Raw genomic sequence first — 18889 nt, 5'->3', positions numbered from 1 at the left:
TGACCCCATGCCCAATATACTCCAGCATTATATCGATGGCCAATGGGTCGACAGCCAAGGTGGCCGCACCATCGCGGTGATCAACCCGGCGACCGACGCCAGCGCGGCCGACCTGATTCTTGGCACGGCGGCCGATGTCGACGCGGCGGCGATCGCCGCCCGGCGCGCGTTCGAGAGTTTCTCGCTCACCAGTCGGGAGGAGCGAATCGCGCTGCTCGAACGCATCATCGCTGAATATCAAAAGCGCATCCCCGACATCGCCCGCGCCATCGCCACCGAAATGGGCTGCCCGATCTCTATCGCGCAGACCGCGCAGGCGGGTTCTGGCCTTGGCCATCTGGGGCAAGCGCTCGCAGCGCTCAAGGATTATGCCTTCAGCGAGAAGATCGGCAATAACCGGGTGGTGCGCGAAGCGATCGGCGTGGTGGCGCTCATTACGCCGTGGAACTGGCCGATGAACCAGATCCTCGCCAAGGTCGGCCCGGCGCTCGCCGCTGGCTGCACGATGATCCTCAAACCCTCCGAAGAAGCGCCAAGCTGCGCCGCGATCTTTGCCGAGATTATGGATGCCGCGGGTGTGCCGCCGGGCGTGTTCAACCTGGTGCAAGGCGATGGCGAAGGCGTCGGCACCGCGCTCGCCAAACATCCCGACATTGATATGGTGAGCTTCACCGGATCGACCCGCGCGGGCATCATGGTGGCCAAAAATGCCGCCGATACGGTCAAGCGCGTCGCGCAGGAACTGGGCGGCAAGTCGCCTAACATCATCCTGGAAGGCACGCCGCTGGACGTCGCCTTGCCGGGAGGAGTGGGCGGCGTGCTGCTCAACAGCGGCCAGAGCTGCGTCGCGCCAACGCGGATGCTGGTGCATCGCTCGCAGCATGACGAGGCCGCGCAAAAGGTCGGCGCGCTGTTCGCGGCCAAGAAGGTCGGCGATCCGCAGGTCGAGGGCGACCATATCGGACCGGTCGTCAGCCAGCGCCAGTGGAACCGCATCCAGTCGCTGATCCAGACTGGCATTGACGAAGGCGCGACGCTCGTGACCGGCGGGCTGGGTCGTCCCGAAGGGATGGCGCATGGCAGCTATGTCCGCCCGACCGTGTTCGCCAATGTGACGCCCGACATGACGATCGCGCGGGAGGAGATTTTCGGGCCGGTGCTGGTGCTGATGCCCTATGATGATGATGAGGCGGCGATCCGCATCGCCAACGACACGCCCTATGGGCTGGGCGCCTATGTCGCGGGCGACCCGGCCCATGCGCGCAAATTCGTCAGCCGTCTGCGCGCGGGCGCGGTGTTCGTCAATGCCGTTGGCCTTGCCTTCGACATGCCCTTTGGCGGCTACAAGCAGTCGGGCAATGGCCGCGAATTCGGCCGTTTCGGGCTGGAGGAGTTTCTGGAGGTCAAGTCCGTCATCGGCGCGCTGCCGGAAGAGGTGGACTGATGGCGACGCTGCTGGACGTAGACGCGATCGAGGACAGCGCGCGGCAGGCGCCCGCGCTGATCCGCTATCTCGAAGAAGGCGATTTCGTCACTCGTCGCTATGTGTCGCAGGGCTTGGAGATCAACACCGGCCGCTATCGCGACTATCCGATGGTCGTGCGCGACGGGATGCCGATCCGCGATCATTTCGCCTTCGACACCCATGGCTTCATGCTGGGCAGGCATCGCACCGCGATCAGCGATTTTTGGGACAAGGCGGAGGTTGACCGCCTCTATCTGCGCGAATGTGAAGCGGCGATCCAAAGCCTGACCGGCGCAAGCTGCGTGGCGGCGGGGGGCTGGATGATCCGCACGTCGGCTGACCTGACGGCACGGGCGCAGGAGAAGGTCGCCAATTATCGCCATGAAGGCGGTATCCAGCCACCGGCTGGCGAGGCGCATGTCGATTATAATGAGATTACGGGACGCCGCGCCGCCGAACGCGCCTATGCCACAGCCTTTCCTGATAGGCCGGGCTATAAACGCTATGTCTGCGTCAGTTTCTGGCGCAGCTTTTCTTCCGGCCCGCAGGACTGGCCGCTGGCGGTATGCGACGGGCGCACCGTTTCGGACGAGGAAGCGACGTCCAACACATTGTTCGTGGTCGATGACTTGCCCGTCGGCGACGCGCTGACCGCGCCGGTCGATGGCGAGGATCAGATGATTGCCGCGTCGATCTTCCGCCATCGCGACCGCCACCGCTGGTGGTATTTCTCCAACATGGCGGCGGACGATGTGCTGCTGTTCAAATTTCAGGACAGCGACCATGACGTCACCTGGCGCTGCCCACATACCGCCTTCCACGATAGCAGCCTGCCCGGCACAAGGACACGGGCCAGTATCGAGGTGCGGGCAATCGCCTTCTTTGAGTGACGGTCAGGATTGCGGCATCACCACCACCGGCTTGACTACCGCCCCGCTTTCCGACGCCGCAAAAGCGGCTTCCAGATCGGCGAAGTCGTATCGCTGGATTAGCTTTTCCAGCGGCAGGCGGCCTTCACGATAATAAGTGATCAGACGTGGGATGAAGGTCTGCGGATCGATGCCGCCTTCCACCACGCCAACAATCCGCCGCCCCATGCTCATGATGGATGACGGGTCAATGCTGAAACCGCCGGGCGGATAGGCGCCGACCAGCGCCAAAGTGCCGCGCTGCGCCAGCCGCTCGACCGCCATCCCGAGCAGCGCAGCTACGCCGGTCGTATCAACGATATGGTCGAACAGTCCGTCCAGCGTCACCAGATCATCCCCCGTCTCTGTCGCGCCCAGTTCCCGCGCCAGCGCCAGCCGACTGGCATGGCGATCGATCACGATTATCCGCCCCGCGCCTGCGATCACTGCCGCCATCAGCGCCGACAGGCCGACCGCGCCCGCGCCCAATATCGCGATCGACTGGCCCGGTGCGACCTTCAATGTTTCCAGCACCGTGCCCGCGCCGGTCTGCACTCCGCAACCCAGCGGCGCTAGAATGTCGAGTGGCAGGTCCTGGTCAATCCGCACCACATTGTCGCTATGCGCAAAGGCGTGGGTCGCAAAAGCCGACTGGCCAAAAATATTGCCGCCGATCCGCTGGTCTCCGCGCCAGATGCCGCCCTGCCCCGCTTGCGTCACCCCCAGAAAGTTGCGCGGCACGAATTCCACGCAATAGCCGGGCTGATGATCGTGACAGGCACCACACGCGCCGCAACTGTGGAAGCTGAGCAATACATGGTCGCCGGGTGCGACCCTAGTAACGCCCGATCCCACCGCATCGACCACGCCCGCCCCTTCATGGCCCAATATGACCGGGAAGGGGATGGGCAGCGCGCCATCGCGCATGACCATGTCCGTGTGGCAAATCCCGCAAGCGTGGAGCCGCACCCTGATCTGGTCAGGACCGGGCGCGTCCATCGCCAGCGTCTCGAAGCGGAAGGGGCTGCCAGCCCTCTCCACCACCGCCGCGTCGATCGCGATGCTGCCCATGATCAGAAGTCGAAGCCGAAGCGGACATACCATTCGCGCGGCCGGTTATAGGTGCCGAAGATCGCACCCGCCGCAATGTTCGACCCACCCGACGTCAGGAAGCGTTTGTCGGTCAGGTTGGTGCCGCCCGCCGTCAGCGACCAGTGGCCGTCCGGCTCGCGATAGCTGATCGAGGCGTTGACGATGTCGGTCGATACCCGCTTGAGCAGGAATGTGCGCTGGGTGTCGTTCCAAGCGCTCGACGTGTAAGTCCAGTCGGCCAGCAGGACGACCGATCCGCCATTGCCAAGCTTTGCTTCGTAGCGCGGGCTGAGATTGACCTTCCATTTTGGGGTCTTGGGCAGGGTTTCGCCCACCAGCGTTCCCGCCTGGAACGGATTGGCCCCGCCGACCGCCGCTGCGCCCGCCGACACCGACGTATATTGCGCGTCGATATAACCGACCGCCCCATTGATGGTCAGGCCATCGACCGGCGCGGCCACCATTTCCAGCTCGAAACCGCGGATGCGTGCGTCACCCGCATTGGCGATGGTGGGCGATGTGCCGACCTGGATATTGAGCTGGATGTCACGATATTTGGTCGAGAAAACCGCCGCGTTGAGTTGCAGATGGCGGTCGAGCAGGGTCGATTTGATCCCCGCTTCCCAGGTCGTCGCCTTTTCCTCGTTAAAGTCCGGCGCGACGTTGCCCTGCGGGTTGGTGAGGCGCGTGGTCCAGCCGCCAGTCTTGTAGCCCTTCGACCAGCTGCCATAGAGCATGACATCTTCGGACGGATGGATTTGCACGCCTACTTTGGGCGAGAAGTCGTTGAACTTCTTGCGATTGACGCCTGGCGTATAGACCCGCACGGGATTGGTCGGGTCGGGATAGCTTAGCGCTGGCTGGCAAGGCACTGGTGCCAGCGGGAACGCACCACCGGGGAAGATATTGCCATTGGCGTCGGCGCAGCCGAACAGCTTATAGTTAAACCCGTTCAGCTCTTGCTGCCCGCCCTCGAACCGCTTGCGTTCATTGGTGTAGCGGCCGCCGATGGTGATACCGATCAAATCGATCGGGCGATAATCGATCTGGCCGAAAAAGGCGTAATTTTTGGTCCCCAGCTGGTTGGGACCATCGACTTGCACCAGACCTTCGCCAAAGGTCACATAGTCATGCAGGTCGCCCGCTTCCTTGAAATAATAGGCACCCAGCACATAGCGCAGCTTTTCGTCAAACGCGTTTCCGAGCAGCTGGAATTCCTGGCTGAACTGCCACTGGTTCATGGTGAAGCTGAGTTGCAGGAAGTTGAGCGGCGATCCGTCTGCGTCCAGCCCCGCATTCCAGTGCAGCTCACGATAGGCCGTGATGGATTTCAGCGCGACATTGTCGGCCAGGTCGAAATCGACGATGCCACTCAGACACCAGCTTTCCAGATTGGAATAGCTGTTGCCGCTGGCATAGCTGCGGTCCTTGTTGGCGATCAGATAGCGGCCGTCCCAGGGCAGCCGATCATTGGCCGGATTGCCATCGACATTCACGCTGGCGACGCTCGCCAGCTGGAATTGCGGGTTGAACTGGGTGCCAGCAACGCCGCAGAGCGCCTGTGCATTGCGCGCAGCAATTTGCGCACCGGTGCTGCCGATGCAGAAATTATACAGTCCCGCGAACAGGAAACCGGTGGTGCCGGTCGGATCGAACGCTGTGCCGGGCAGGTTGGTCGTGCCAGCGAAATTGCCGGGAACGAATTCCGCCGTGCCGATCAACTTGTTCGCCGACGTACCCTTGTCCTTGCTATAGTCGCCGGAGAAGGTCGCCCGCACTGCGCCACCATTGTCCCAGCGCAGCTTGCCGCGCAGGTTCCAATTGTCATTTTCGCCTTCCTTGCCTGCGCTGTCATAGCCAGCGGCCGAGAAAGCGGTGAAAGGCGGCGCATTATTGGCGCGCTGGTCGGGATAGGGCAGGCGCTTCAAAAACCCGTCGCGCGACTTGATGCCGAAGGTGAAGGCGGAGCTGAGGCCATCGGTGATCGGCACGGTCACCGATCCACGCGCCTGGAACAGCTTGTAGCTGCCCAGCGTCACATCGCCCTTGGCGGTAAACTCCTTGCCCGGATCGGCAGTGACAATGGAGATCGCGCCGCCGATCGTGTTGCGGCCGAACAATGTCCCCTGCGGCCCTTTCAGAATTTCGACCCGCGCGACATCGAGCAGATCCTGGTTCGCACCGACCGTGCGGGCCAGATAGACGCCGTCCAGATAGATGCCGACGCCCGGATCGATGTTGAAGGCAAAGTCATCCGATCCGATGCCGCGAATATAGGCAGCCAAGACGGCGGTGGAGCCGGAAAAGGGGGTGCCAGCGTCCAAATTGACGTTGGGGGCGATGGCGGAGAGTTGCGACACGCTGCCGACCGCGCGTTCCTGCAAGGATTCAGAGGTGAAGGCCGAAATCGCAATCGGCACGTCCTGCACATTTTCCGCGCGTTTCTGCGCGGTCACGACGATCTCGGCGATGCCGCCGCTCTGTTCGGCCTCCTGCGCCAGCGCCGGTGCCGCGACCAGCGCGCTCGACGCCATCAGCATCGCAATCATGGACTTGCCCATCTTCATCCTCCCAAAAATGCCTCGCCTGTGTCGGCGACTTGGGATGATGATAGGCGCAGCGGCGGGGCAGGTCTTGGATTAGGGCGAACCGGCTATCAGGACGCAAGCGAACGCGCATTGCCACTCCGCCACTGGCTGGGCGCCACGCCGAAGTGCCGACGAAAGCAGCGGGTAAAGAAAGCGGAATCGTTGAACCCCACCTCGAACGCGACGTCGGTGATCGTGCGCCCGTCCTCGCGCGCCAGCAAAGCCGCCGCCCGCTCCAGCCGCCGCGCGGTGATGAAGGCAGTGGGGGTCAGCCCGACATGGCGAACGAAGCTTTTTTGCACCGCACGGGGAGAGAGGTCGAGCGCCTGGCCGATCAATGCCGTACCAAGATCGGGATTGCCCAGATGCTCCAGCACATAGTCGACCGGGGAACGCGGCAGCTGGATAGCGGGCCGCTCTAGGGTGCTGCGACGGCAGAGCATCCGCGCTGCATCGGCCAGCAGCACCCCGGCATCGTCGTCCAGATCGGCAAACTGGTCCCGCTGCGACCACAGGCCATGGAGCACATGGGCCAGGAACAAGACGTTAGGATTGGTCGATGGCATCAGACAGCCATGCCAGTCGCGCCCGGCAATATCATCGCCCATCATCGCAACCGGCACCTGGAGGATCAGGCAGTCGTTATATTGCGAAATGTCGATGGCATAGGGGTGGCGGTCATCGGCGATCACGATGTCGCCGATCCGCGCGGTGCTGCTGCGGTCGCCATGCAGCATGGTCATCGACCCGCGATGGAGCAAATGGAGCAGGAGATGCCGTTCATCGCCATCGGTCGCGACCCGGCTGACCTGCGCCCGTTCGCTGCGCGCGCGTGCCAGCCCGACGCCGCCCAGCGACCAGCGCGCCAGATCGGCCTTGATGCCTTCGGGCGCATGGGCGGTCATGCCGGGGAAGGCTTCGGCGACAACCTCGCGCCAGAAACGCTGGCGACGCGGCGGCGGCACCAGCCGGGTGGAAAAGCGCTCGACCGCGCTCAGCGGACCCACTCCGCACGATCTAGAACATCATGAGCCATGCCCTGCATCCCTCTCTTCGCCCACCGCGACGCTATTGCTGGTCGTCAGCGAGTCATCCCACAGGAAGAGAAAGTATCCCAGGCATACGAAGCTGGCAATATGGCCGATATATCACAACCTACCAGCGCAGCAGCCCCATCAATTCCCTGCGCCATGGCCAGAGCAGGATGGCGTTGAGCAATAGCGTGACGATGCCGAACGCATATTCGACCACGCCCGGATCCAGCACGAAATTCCAGTAACCGATCACGGCGTTCAGCGGCAGGCTAGCCAGCGCGGCGGGCAGCACTCCCCGGTTTACCAGCACCAGCAGCGCCACGACCACCTCCATCACCTTGATCCAGGCGAACAAGCCGCTGTGGATCAGCGCCAGGGTAAATTCGCGCGCCAGCGGCGTGTTGCCCAGCGGCTGAAGGTCGAAGGGGGTGAAATATTCCACCCCCGAAAACAGGAACCAGCCCCCATAAATGATACGCGCGGCGGTATAGGCGGCCCCCTGCCCCCGCCCCTGTGCGTCCAGCGCGATCATGGTCAGAAGCCGGCGGGCGTCGCGTCGAGCAGGATGGTCTTGCTTTCCAGATAGGGGTGCAGTCCTTCCACCCCGCCCTCGCGCCCAATGCCAGACTGTTTGAAACCACCAAAGGGCAGGCCGAATTCCAGCTTCATCCCATTCTGCCCGAAGCCGCCCGCGCGGATGCGGCGACCTATACGATAGGCGGCGTCTGCGTCATTGGTCAGCACCGATCCGTTAAGGCCAAAGGCGCTGTCATTGGCGATGCGGATGGCATCTTCCTCATCATCGGCGGGGATCAGGCACAGCACAGGGCCGAAAATTTCCTCCTGCGCGATGCGGCTCTTATTATCGACATTGGCAAACAGGGTCGGCTCGATGAAATAGCCCTTGTTCATATGGGCCGGGCGGTTGCCGCCAGTGACCAGATCGGCACTTGTCCGGCCGATCGCGACATACTCCTCAACCCGTTCAAGCTGGCGCTTCATCGCCACCGGGCCAAGCTGAGTATCGGGTGCCTCGCTATGACCGATGCGGATACCCTGCATCACCTTGGCGATCGCGTCGGCCAGTTCGTCATGGCGGTGACGCGGCACGATGGCGCGGCTCAGCATTGCGCATACCTGCCCGCTCATGATGGTGATGGTGTTGCCCAGGATCGCGGCAGCCGCCTCGATGGGGAAATCGTCATGCACGATGGCCGCCGACTTGCCGCCCAGTTCCAGCGTGCAGCGCGCGATCCGCCCTGCGCATACCTCGCCGATGCGCTTGCCCGCCAGAGTCGATCCAGTGAAAGTCACCTTGTCGATGCCGGGGTTGCGGACCAGATGGTCGGACGCATCGCGCCCCGCAGCGACCAGATTGACGACGCCCGCTGGGACGCCTGCCGCCTCCGCCGCTTCGGCCATGATATAGGCCTCCAGCGGGGTTTCGGGCGATGGCTTCATGATGACGGTGCAGCCTGCGACCATGGCATAGGCGACCTTGGCCGACATGATGCCATAGGGCGCGTTCCATGGCGCGATCGCCGCGACGACGCCAGCAGGTTCCTGCGCCACGATGGCGGTATGGACCTGGCTCGACGGGCGCTTTTCGACAAAGGGAAAGCTGTCGGCATAGCCTGCGATCGCCATCAGCGTCGCTGTCGCGCCGCCGGTCATGATCGGCGCGAAACTGGCGAGACCACCGACCTGCGCGGTCCAGGCGGCGGCGAGTTCAGGCGCGCGCTTGCCCAGTTCATCCCCCATCCGCCGCACAATTGCGCCGCGATCGGCAGGTGCCATGGTCGACCATGGCCCATCATCAAACGCCTTGCGCGCGGCAGCGACGGCGCGGTCCATATCCGCTTCCGTGCAATCGACGACGCGGGCAATGACTTCCTCGCTATTGGGAGAGACGATCTCGATCACGCCGTGGCCCGTCGATTCGACCCACGCGCCGCCGATGAACAGCTTGTCGGGATGGGCGATATGGATGTTGTCGGGAACCATGGTCTATCCTCTTCCTGATCGGCGCTGCACGCCTGTCATTGGCAAACTATAACGAACGTTATTATTATCGCAAGCTGTCGCATCGGCTTTTTTAGCGCTTGACAGTCCGGGTCCGGCCAACCCTATTATATCATTCGTTACGATAAAAATAAGAGGAATGCCGATCCATGACCCGCCCGCTGGAGCAGGCCGCGTGACCAGCGACGCCACGGGTTTTACCCCGCGCCTGATCGTTTCGCTATTTCTGTGCGGCCTGGTGCTGTTCATCGACGGCTATGATCTGGCGGCGCTGCCGCTGGCGCTCCCCCACATTGCAACGGCGCTCGACATTGCGCCTGCCCGCTTTGGTTTTGCCCTGTCGGCGGTATTGTTGGGGCTGGGCGTCGGCGCGGTCCTGCTGGCACCGCTGGGCGACCGCTTCGGCCGCCGCCGGACGATCATCCTTTCTGTCATCTGTATCGGCCTGTTGACCATGGCAACCGCCACCGGAACGAGCATCGGCGGCTTCATCGTCTGGCGCTTGCTGACCGGTCTGGCGCTGGGGGCATGTCTGCCCAATGTCACCGCACTGGGCGCCACCGGGGCGACGCGCCAGCACGTTGACGATCGTATCGCTCGGCATTTCCTTTGGCGCGATCGCGGCGGGTTTGATCGCGCCGCCGCTGGTTGCGCTGGGCGGGTGGCGCGCCCTGTTCCTGCTGCCGGGTGCCGCGACATTGGTGCTGGCCGCGGCCCTTTTTCTGCTGTTCCCGATCGAACAGAAAATGGCGCCATCGGCTGACAATCCCGACACCCGCCCGCTTGCCCGTATATTGCGCAAACCGTTGCGGTTCCCGACCGTCATTTTTGCATTACTCTATGGTATCAATGCCTTTGGCCTCTATCTTATCACCAGTTGGGCACCAACCCTGTTGCCGCAGGCGGGCTTTACACTGGATCAGGCAGCGCGCTCGATCACCATCATCCAGTTGGGCGGCTTGATCGTTGCTCTCGCGCTCGCCTGGCTGATCGATCGCAATCATGCCGTGCTGGCGCTGGCGGGTGCCTATGTCACGATCATCGTCGCCTTCACCCTGCTGGCGATCCTGCCCGCCGACCCTTTGTCGTGGAACATGCTGCTGCTGGTCGCGGGCGGTGGCATTGTCGGGGTGCATCTGTGCATCATGGCGGTCGTCACCGGTGTCTTTCCGCCCGATTGCCTCGCTACTGCTATCGGCTTCGGCGTCGCCGTGGCCCGGATCGGCGCGATCGGTGGCCCGCTGGCCGGTGGCTGGCTGATCGGCCACGGCGCAGGGCCGAGCCAATTTTTCCTGTTCGCCATCCTGCCCATGGCGCTTTGCCTGCTCATCACATTGGCCCTGCCCGCCGCGCGCCGCGCGGGCCAGCCTGACGCAACCGCTTAATCGATCAGCCGGAACCCGACGGCAAAGCGCAGCCCGACCACCCAGGCGTCGCGGATCGTCGGGTCGGCGGCGGGATTGCGGACATATTGCATATTGGGCTGCACGGTGAGCCAATGGGAAAGCGGCGCGCGATAGGTGAATTCGGCGACGGATTCGGAACGGCCTGCGCCACCGGTGCGGCGATAGTCGGCAGATGTCGTGGCGGTAATGACCGCCAGACCCAGTTCATCCTCCGGTCGCCCGGCCAATGCGCCTTTCCATTTCACGCCCATACTGGCGAACCGGTCGAACATATTGAACCGGCCGCTCGACGTGCCGAGCCGGAAGAAGCCGTCAATCTGTTCCTCACCATCACTCATCAGTGGCATTTCGCCGCGCAGATAGACACCGGCATTGCCCTGTCCCCGGCTTCCGTCCCACGCATCGAAGGTCGCGGTATAGCGCCAGTGACCCAGCAATAGCCGCGCGCCAGCGACAGGCGCTTCCAACTCACCGATCAGCAGCGCGCCGTCGCCCTTGCCGAGCTTGATCGCGGTGCGAGCGGGATGATCGGGATCGCCCGGCACCCCGTCCAGCACGGCGGCGCGCACCGCCCAGCCCTTGGCAGGCCGCCATTCGACCCGCGCCGCCAAAGATGTCGAAGGAAAGATCGACGGACCATTGCGACCGGTCAGCGAAATATCGCTACCAATGCCATGGGCGCTGCCGACGAACACCCCAGCCGCATCGAGCGAATCAAATTCCGAATTGAGGTCATACAGGCCCGCGCGCAGCGACAGGCCGGGCGCAACCATCTGGTCGATCCAAGCTTCATAAAGTTTGAACGCCCGCGTCCCCGTCTCGATATTGCTGACGGCATGGGCGTCGCCCACCGCATCGGAGATCGACGCGCCATTATTATAAATGCCATAGACATGCGCCTCGGCTCCCCGCCAGCCCAGCATCGCTTCCAGATTAGCCTCCAGCACAATGTCGAGATTGTCGAGATAGCGCGCGCGCCGCTTCACCCCGCCCGCCACATTGCCCATCACTTCGCCGGTATAGGTGACCTCCAGCAGCAGCGGCCCCTGCGTCTCGTCAATCTCTCCCGCTGCATGGATATGCGAATGGGGGCGCGACGGCATCGCATCGCCCGCCGCGGCGGCCAGCAGCAAAAAGGGGGCGATCATCACCATGACGGGACCAGGGGGTAAGCATGAATCATAGCCACAGGAACAATAAGGGCTTGGCCACGCCGTCGATAACGGATCATCCTCGATCGACGCCATAGCTGACTGAAAACCACCCCCGCTTCGGCAGGAATATGCGCAAGGCCCCCAGCGATCATTTGACGCGCGGCGCAGGACGCCATAGGCGCACGCTCAGTTTCAACCCACGGGGTGTCCTGGCGCTGTCAGGGCTGAGAGGCGGATCGGGCGCAGGGGGCGTCCAGTCGGCAAACCCGCGAACCTGATCCGGCTCACACCGGCGGAGGAATAGGGATATGCGTTTTTACGCCATTACGTCACCTGCCATCTCGATCGCGCTATTGCTGGGGGCTGGCATCGCCCATGCCGATGACGGCATCGTCGTAACCGCGCGCGGCCGCGAGGAAGCGGAAATCCGGGTGCCGGACACGATCGCCGTCTATGGTCCAGCCGCCATCGCTGCGCGCCGCCTGACCACGATCGACGATTTCATCGCCGCGACGCCGGGCATCTTCATCATCAACGATCAGGACCCCGGCACCAACCTTATTTCCGTGCGCGGCATATCCACCAATCGCAGCCAGTCTCCGTCGATCGCCTATATCGTCGATGGCCTCGCGCTGCCCGATTCCGAACTGTTCACGCTGCGCCCTTATGATCTGGCGCGGGTTGAGATTTTGAAGGGGCCGCAGGGCGCGTTGTTCGGTCGTTCCGCGTCGGGCGGGGCGATTGCCATGACCACCAATGATCCCGGCCCGGACTGGGGCGGCGAGGCAGCAGTCGGCATCGGCAACGGCCTGACCTGGACCGCCGATGGCGTGGTCAACGCCCCCGTGTCGGATCAGGTGCAACTGCGTCTGTCCGGTTCCTATCGCAACAGCGACGGCTTCATCCGCAACACGTTCCTCGAGAAGAAGGTCGATGGCAGCATTAGCCGCAATCTGCGCCTGAAGGCCAAGGTCGCACTCAACGAAACCGCCACTTTCCGCTTCCGACTAGGCTGGGCCAATGAGGAAGGCGGCGCGGCCTATATCTCGTCGGGCAATGTCACCGGTCTCTATGGCGGGCGACTGTCGGGCGCGGCGCTGACCAACCCGTTCGGCGATTTTGAAGGCCGGGCATCGCGCACATGGTGGGGCGCGCAGGCCAGTTATGAACAGGAAGCGGGCGACGCGCTGCTCTTCACATGGACTGGTGGCTATGACGATTATCACAAGGATTTCGTTGAGGAACTGGATTTCCGCAACGACAAGCCGCTGACCTTCTTTGGCGTCCCAGCCTTTCCAGATGGTATCCAACCCATTGCCCAACCTGTTGATATCAAGGCATGGACCAGCGAAACCCGGCTGACCTCGCGCGGCGACGGGCCGCTACGCTGGCATGTCGGCCTGTTCTACCAGCGGCTGGAGCGCGACCGCACCGATGATTTCGGCCCGCTGCTGTTCGGTGGCGAAGCGTTCCGCGCCGAAACCCGATCCAGCCAGATCGGCATTTTCGGACAGGCCAGCTATGACATCACGCCCCAGGTCGAAGCGACCCTCGCGCTGCGCTACGACCGCGACCGGCGCAAGGAAGATACGGTCGGCACCGTTAGCGGCACAACCGTTGCCCAACGCGCCCGGACGTTCGAGAAGTGGCAGCCCAAATTGTCTATCGCCTGGCGGCCGACCGATCATCTGACCGCCTATGTCACCGGCGCGATCGGATTCAAGGCGGGCGGTTTCAACCCCCTGCCCGGCCCGGCCGACGTATGGCAGGCGGTGTTCCCGGCCGAAACCGCCCGGTCGATCGAGGCGGGGGTCAAGGGCGAGAGCGCCGATGGCCGCGTTCGCCTATCGCTGGCCGGGTTCGTCACCGACTATGACAATTTCCAGAACACCGTATTCCTGGGCAATTCGGTCGTGCTGTCGGTGCCGCAGGTCGATGTCCACGGGATCGAGGCATCGGCGCAAGCGGCGCTAGGTGCGGGCTTCAGTCTCGACGGTGGGCTGGCTTGGACCCACAGCCGCACCGGCCCCTATTTCACCCCCAACCCCACGCCAGAACCGGGCGAACCAGCCATCCTCGACATTAGCGGCCAGCGGACCCCCAACGCGCCCGACTGGACCATCAATGGCGGCTTGGGATGGCAGGGCGCGACTGGTCCAGCAACTGTGGATGTACGGCTCAGTGTCGCCTATGTGTCCCGCGTCGATTTTGAGATCGACAATATCCTCCATTCGCCCGGCTACACATTGGTCGACGGACGGATCGGCGTCAGCCATGGCGCATGGACCTTCGACCTCTGGGCGAAGAACCTCCTCGATAAACGCTGGGCGATCTCGGCGTTCGGCCAACAGCAATTGCCGCTGCTGCTGGGCCTTGGTCCCAACGGCCCGTTCGACAGTTTCACCATCAACACCGGCCGCCAGTTCGGCGCCAGCGCCTCCGTGCGTTTCTGACGAAAAGGACATAGCGATGGGCTTTTGCGATCAGATCTGGGCAGACGTCGCCCCGCTGCGGCAGGCGATCCTGACCCATCCCTTCCTGACCGCACTGGCCGACGGCACGCTGCCGCGCGACAGTTTCCAGCATTATATCGTGCAGGACAGCCTCTACCTCGCCGAATATGCCCGCGTGCTGGCGATCGCTGCGGCCCGCGCACCCAGCGCTGCCGGACGGCTGGAATTTTCCGATGGGGCCAAGGTCGCGGTGCAGGTGGAGGAAGGCCTGCATCAGGCCTTCTTCGCACAGTTCGGCGTGACAGCAGCGATGGCACAGGCCGCCGAACCGACCCCGGCCTGCCTTGGCTATACCAGCTATCTGGCCAGCCTGGCCGCGACCCGCAGCTATGAGGAACTGATCGCAGGCATCCTCCCCTGCTTCTGGGTCTATTGGGAGGTCGGCTGCGCCATCAAGCCGCGCGCCACCAGCCTCAACCCCTATGCGCCATGGATCGACACCTATGCCGACCCCGGCTTTGGCGCAGCGACCGACCGGGTCCGCGCGCTGGTGGACGAAGCCGCCGCCGCCACAACGCCGACAATGCGCGACGCCATGGCGCGCGCCTTCCGCAACGCGACCCGTTACGAATGGATGTTCTGGGATTCCGCTTGGCGGCTTGAACGCTGGCCGGTCTGATGCGCGCAAATCGGCGGCGATCCTTGCAACTGCGACGGATGGAGCGACGCCGACGCCCCGATAGCATAGATATATTTATACGCACATAATATCCGCAACGCTACTGCGATATGGCTTAAATCCGCCATGAACCTGTAGTAATACGCGCATATTATGCTATCTTCCGCTCCTAGACGCCAAATCCGACGGATGGCGCAACAGGAGGGATGAATGGCTTTTACCCAACCCGCTATCGATCTGCTGCCGCGCCATCCCATCCTGATCGGCGATCGCCGGGCCGAAGCGGGCGGCGGCGCGATCCACGACCATATCTATCCCGCCACCGGCCAGGTCACGCGCAGCCTGCAACTGGGCAATGCCGATGATGTCGATGCGGCGGTAAAGGCGGCCAGGGCTGCGCTGCCGGGCTGGCGCGCGCTGGCAGGGGACAAGCGCCGCGACCTGATGTTCAAGGCGGCGGCTCTGTTCGAACAGGCGATGATGGAGCTGGCCACGCTCAGCGTCATCGAAAATGGCTCGATCATCCGCGCAGCGCCGTTCGTCGCGATGGATGCGGCACAGAAATTCCGCTATTTTGGCGGCTGGGCCGACAAGATTCAGGGGCAGACCGTGCCGACCTGGGGCAGCCCTGCCCATGATTATGTCGCCTATGAACCCTATGGCGTGGTCGGCGCGATCGTGCCGTGGAATGGGCCGCTCTTCGCCGCGACCATGGTGCTGGCCCCGGCACTGGCGGCGGGCAATTGCATCGTCCTCAAGGCACCCGAACTTGCCCCATGGGCCGTCATGCGGCTGGGCGAATTGCTGCTGGAGGCGGGCTTCCCAGCCGGGGTCGTCAATGTCGTTGCCGGTGGCGCTGATGTCGGGGCGGCAATGGTCGCGCATCCCGGCATCGACAAGATCCAGTTCGTCGGCAGCGGTGCGACGGCCAAGACGGTGCTGCGCAACGCGGCGGAAACGCTCAAGCCCTGCGGCCTAGAATTGGGCGGCAAGTCGGCAGTGATCGTCTTTGCCGACGCTGATCTTCAGGAAGCGGCCCGACGTGGCCTGTCCGGGGGCGTCAGCGCCAACGGCCAGGGCTGCGTCAATGGCACGCGCCTGCTGGTCCAGCGGCCGATCTACGAACAATATCTCCAGATGTTGGGTGCCATGGCGGCGCATGTCCCCGTCGGCGACCCGTTCGACAAGACGGTGGCGCTCGGTCCGGTCATCTCCCAGCCTGCCCTGCATCGCATCGCCGGGATCGTAGACGCGGCCAAGGCCGACGGCGCGCGGGTCGTTGCGGGGGGCGCGCGGCTGGAGGGTGATTATGCCGACGGCTATTTCCTGCCACTGACGATATTGGCCGATATCAACCCGAACCATCCTGTCGCCCGCGAAGAGATATTTGGCCCGGTCCTGACGGTCACCCCCTTCGACAGCGAGGAGGAGGCGATCGCGATCGCCAATGACAGCGATTTCGGCCTGGGTGGTTATATTCACACGCAAAATCTGCGCCGCGCCCATCATGTCGCAAGCCAGCTGGACGCCGGGCAGATTCAGGTCAATGCGTCCGGCGAAGCCATGACCCCCTGCGTTCCGTTCGGCGGGATGAAGCAAAGCGGCTATGGCCGTTTGGGCGGAGAAGCAGGTCTGCATGAATTTCTGCGGATCAAGAATGTTTACGTCAATCTGACTCTCCCGGCGGTGGCATGATGACGCTGCTCGATCCGCAGCAGCGCACGGCGCGCGGCCTGGCCTTGCAGGGCGAGATACTCGATCTGCAAGCGCCGGAAGCGGCGACGCTCTACGACCAGTCATGGCGCGATTTCGTCTTTGCCGAAGTCTGGTCGCGCGACGCCCTCGACCGCCGCTCACGCTACCTGATCGCGCTGGCGAGCGCCGCCAATACCGGCCATCGCGCGATGGCCACGGCCTATGCGCGGGGGGCGCTCAAAAATGGCGATCTGATGCTGGCTGAACTGCGCGAAGCCGCGACCCATTCCGCCATCTATTGCGGATGGAGCGCGGGCGCTTTGTTTGATGAAGCGGTCAGCAGCGCTGCCGACGCACTGGGCTTGTCCCCCGCCGACGTGCCGCCAATCCGGGCCGAACCATGGCAGCATGATGTGCGGATGGCGGACGGCATAGCTGCCTTCATCGACGTCATGACCTTTGGCGGCCCGCCTGCGAAAACTGCCTATTTTGAGGCCGGAATCAATGGCTATGTCTTTGGCGAAATTTGGAACCGGCCCGGCCTGGACCAGCGGGCGCGCCGCTGGATCACGCTGGTCGGGGTCTGCGATTCAGCCGCCTATACGCCGATCCACACCCATATCTACGCTGCGATTAAGAGCGGCAATACGACCCAAAGCGAGATGTTCGAATTCGTCCTGCAATATGCGATCCATGCTGGCTGGCCCAAGGCATCGGTCGCGCAAGGCGCAGTGATCGAACAGGGCGCACAGGTCGCCAAGGGTCTGGCCTTTGGCGCAAAGGAGACAGACGCATGACCCCTGCATCCATGGTGGACAAGGTGGCGCTCGTCACCGGTGCAGCTTCCGGCCTTGGCCGGGCAACAGCCATCGCGCTGGCCCGCGCCGGTGCCAGCGTCTGCATCGTCGATGTCAATGCGCAGGGGCTGGCCGACACCGCCGGGGAGATCACGGCGAACGGCGGGGTGGCCCACATCCATAGCGCCGACCTGTCGCAGCCCGACAATTGCGCCGCAGCCGTCGCAGCGACGGTGAGCGCCTTCGGTCGGCTTGACGCGCTGTGCAATGTCGCGGGTGTCATCAAATTCGCGCACACGCCGGACATGGCCGCGCGCGATTATATGCTGACGATGTCGGTCAATCTTCATGCCCCCTTCTACCTGTGCCAGGCGGCCATCCCGCACCTGCTGGAACAGAATGGCGCGATCGTCAACGTGACGTCATCGGCCGCCTTTGTCGGCGAAGCCTATCTTGCCGCCTATTGCGCCAGCAAGGCGGGGCTGACCCATATGACCAAGGCGCTGGCGATGGAATATATGCACCAGCCGATCCGCATCAATGCGGTTGCGCCGGGCGGCATGATGACCGGTATCGTCACCGGCTTGACCATGCCGGACAATATCGACCCGTCGCTGATCGCCCGTTTTTCCGGTCTACGCGGTCTGGTTGAGGTGGACGAGGTCGCCCAGACGATCGCCTGGCTTGCCTCGCCCGCAGCGCAGGGCTTCCATGGCGCCTGCATCAACATCGACCGTGGCATCACCGCAGGGTGAAACGGGGGAGGATAGCGGAATGACGGTCGGTTTCATTGGTCTGGGCAGTCAGGGCGGCCCGATGGCGCAGCGCCTGATCGAGGCGGGCCATCCGGTGATGCTATGGGCGCGTCGCCCCGACAGCCTGGCCCCCTATCGCCATAGCGGTGCGACCTTTGCCGACAGCGTAACCGCGCTGGGCGCGGCGTGCGCTATCGTTGCGGTCTGCGTGGTGGATGATGCCGGGGTAGAGGCGATTTGTGCCGATCTGATTCCGGCCATGGCTTCCGGCGGCATCATCATCATCCATTCAACCATCCATCCCCGCACCTGCACTGGCCTTGCGGATCAGGCCGCTGCGCGCGGCATCAGCCTGGTTGATGCGCCGGTCAGCGGTGGCGGTGGTGGCGCGGCAACCGGAACGCTCACCGTGATGCTGGGTGGCGATGCCGATGTCGTGGCGAAGGTCACGCCCCTGTTGCGCGCCTTTGCCGGGACCATCGTCCATCTGGGCGATGTCGGTGCCGGACAAAATGCCAAGCTCATCAACAATGCGCTGATGGCTGCCCATATGGCGCTGGCGCATAATGCGCTCGAAGCGGCGGACGCGATCGGCGTCGATCGCGCGGCACTCGCCGAACTGGTCAAGGTCAGCAGCGGGCGCAGCTTCGGCTTTGATGTCTATGCCCGCCAGCCGAGCGTTGGTGCCTTCGCTCATGGCGCCAAATTGCTCGCCAAGGATGTCGGGCTGCTCGGCGAGGTGATGGGCGACGCGCCATCCTTTGCCGTGTTGCGCGACACCGCTCACCCCTATCTCGATCTGGTCGCGCACAGCGCCGCCGCCTGACCCTTCATTCGCAGG

Annotated in this window: 14 protein-coding genes, 1 pseudogene and 1 riboswitch; of the genes and pseudogenes, 9 read left to right on the top strand and 6 right to left on the bottom strand. The window is 63.6% G+C overall.

The annotated features are described in order from the left end of the window. The first annotated feature begins 7 nt into the window (after positions 1-7). On the top strand, positions 8-1444 hold the full coding sequence (locus Q0D44_RS09160) for an aldehyde dehydrogenase family protein (RefSeq protein WP_294135590.1): 1437 nt from the start codon (positions 8-10) through the stop codon (positions 1442-1444). Beyond that, positions 1444-2355, top strand: a complete 912-nt coding sequence (locus Q0D44_RS09155) for a CmcJ/NvfI family oxidoreductase (protein ID WP_294135588.1) — start codon at positions 1444-1446, stop codon at positions 2353-2355. The genes Q0D44_RS09160 and Q0D44_RS09155 overlap by 1 nt, the downstream gene beginning before the upstream one ends. Positions 2356-2358: 3 nt before the next feature. Here Q0D44_RS09155 and Q0D44_RS09150 read toward each other — a convergent pair whose 3' ends face one another. From Q0D44_RS09150 to Q0D44_RS09130, 5 genes are all read right to left on the bottom strand, one after another. After that, on the bottom strand, positions 2359-3444 hold the full coding sequence (locus Q0D44_RS09150) for an NAD(P)-dependent alcohol dehydrogenase (RefSeq protein WP_294135581.1): 1086 nt from the start codon (positions 3442-3444) through the stop codon (positions 2359-2361). 2 nt (positions 3445-3446) lie between these two features. Further along, complete coding sequence (locus Q0D44_RS09145) at positions 3447-6032, bottom strand: TonB-dependent receptor (protein WP_294135579.1); 2586 nt, start codon at positions 6030-6032, stop codon at positions 3447-3449. 89 nt (positions 6033-6121) lie between these two features. Next, the gene (locus Q0D44_RS09140; RefSeq protein ID WP_294135576.1) at positions 6122-7060 is read right to left on the bottom strand and encodes an AraC family transcriptional regulator; all 939 of its coding nucleotides are present in this window, start codon (positions 7058-7060) and stop codon (positions 6122-6124) included. 148 nt (positions 7061-7208) lie between these two features. Next, a complete protein-coding gene (locus Q0D44_RS09135; protein ID WP_294135574.1) occupies positions 7209-7619 on the bottom strand; it encodes a hypothetical protein in 411 nt (136 codons plus the stop codon). A gap of 2 nt (positions 7620-7621) precedes the next feature. Next, complete coding sequence (locus Q0D44_RS09130) at positions 7622-9091, bottom strand: aldehyde dehydrogenase (protein WP_294135571.1); 1470 nt, start codon at positions 9089-9091, stop codon at positions 7622-7624. Positions 9092-9248: 157 nt separating this feature from the next. Between Q0D44_RS09130 and Q0D44_RS17480 the strand changes: the two are divergent. Next, positions 9249-10494 (top strand): annotated as a pseudogene (locus Q0D44_RS17480) (MFS transporter). Here Q0D44_RS17480 and Q0D44_RS09115 read toward each other — a convergent pair. Beyond that, positions 10491-11669: a carbohydrate porin gene (locus Q0D44_RS09115; RefSeq protein WP_294135566.1), complete on the bottom strand. Its 1179-nt coding sequence runs from the start codon at positions 11667-11669 to the stop codon at positions 10491-10493. The pseudogene Q0D44_RS17480 and the gene Q0D44_RS09115 sit on opposite strands and share 4 nt — an antisense overlap. A 190-nt stretch (positions 11670-11859) precedes the next feature. Continuing rightward, a riboswitch (TPP riboswitch) is annotated at positions 11860-11987 on the top strand. On the opposite strand from Q0D44_RS09115, the gene Q0D44_RS09110 reads away from it, so the two are divergent. From Q0D44_RS09110 to Q0D44_RS09085, 6 genes are all read left to right on the top strand, one after another. Continuing rightward, complete coding sequence (locus Q0D44_RS09110) at positions 11978-14122, top strand: TonB-dependent receptor (RefSeq protein ID WP_294135564.1); 2145 nt, start codon at positions 11978-11980, stop codon at positions 14120-14122. (Overlaps the previous riboswitch by 10 nt.) 16 nt (positions 14123-14138) lie before the next feature. After that, positions 14139-14801 (top strand): thiaminase II, encoded by a 663-nt coding sequence (gene tenA, locus Q0D44_RS09105; RefSeq protein ID WP_294135562.1) that lies wholly within the window; start codon positions 14139-14141, stop codon positions 14799-14801. Between the two features lie 210 nt (positions 14802-15011). Then, complete coding sequence (locus tag Q0D44_RS09100; RefSeq protein WP_294135560.1) at positions 15012-16496, top strand: aldehyde dehydrogenase family protein; 1485 nt, start codon at positions 15012-15014, stop codon at positions 16494-16496. Further along, on the top strand, positions 16493-17293 hold the full coding sequence (locus tag Q0D44_RS09095) for a carboxymuconolactone decarboxylase family protein (RefSeq protein ID WP_294135558.1): 801 nt from the start codon (positions 16493-16495) through the stop codon (positions 17291-17293). The genes Q0D44_RS09100 and Q0D44_RS09095 overlap by 4 nt, the downstream gene beginning before the upstream one ends. Continuing rightward, entirely contained in the window at positions 17290-18048 is a 759-nt protein-coding gene (locus tag Q0D44_RS09090) for an SDR family oxidoreductase (protein ID WP_294135556.1), read from the top strand. The genes Q0D44_RS09095 and Q0D44_RS09090 overlap by 4 nt, the downstream gene beginning before the upstream one ends. 19 nt (positions 18049-18067) lie before the next feature. Then, on the top strand, positions 18068-18874 hold the full coding sequence (locus Q0D44_RS09085) for an NAD(P)-dependent oxidoreductase (RefSeq protein ID WP_294135554.1): 807 nt from the start codon (positions 18068-18070) through the stop codon (positions 18872-18874). The last annotated feature ends 15 nt before the right edge of the window (positions 18875-18889 follow it).

Origin of the sequence: Sphingobium sp. (assembly GCA_023266575.1) — a bacterium.
In the GTDB taxonomy this organism is placed as follows: Bacteria; Pseudomonadota; Alphaproteobacteria; order Sphingomonadales; family Sphingomonadaceae; genus Sphingobium.
This window is presented reverse-complemented; position numbering and strand designations above follow the sequence as displayed.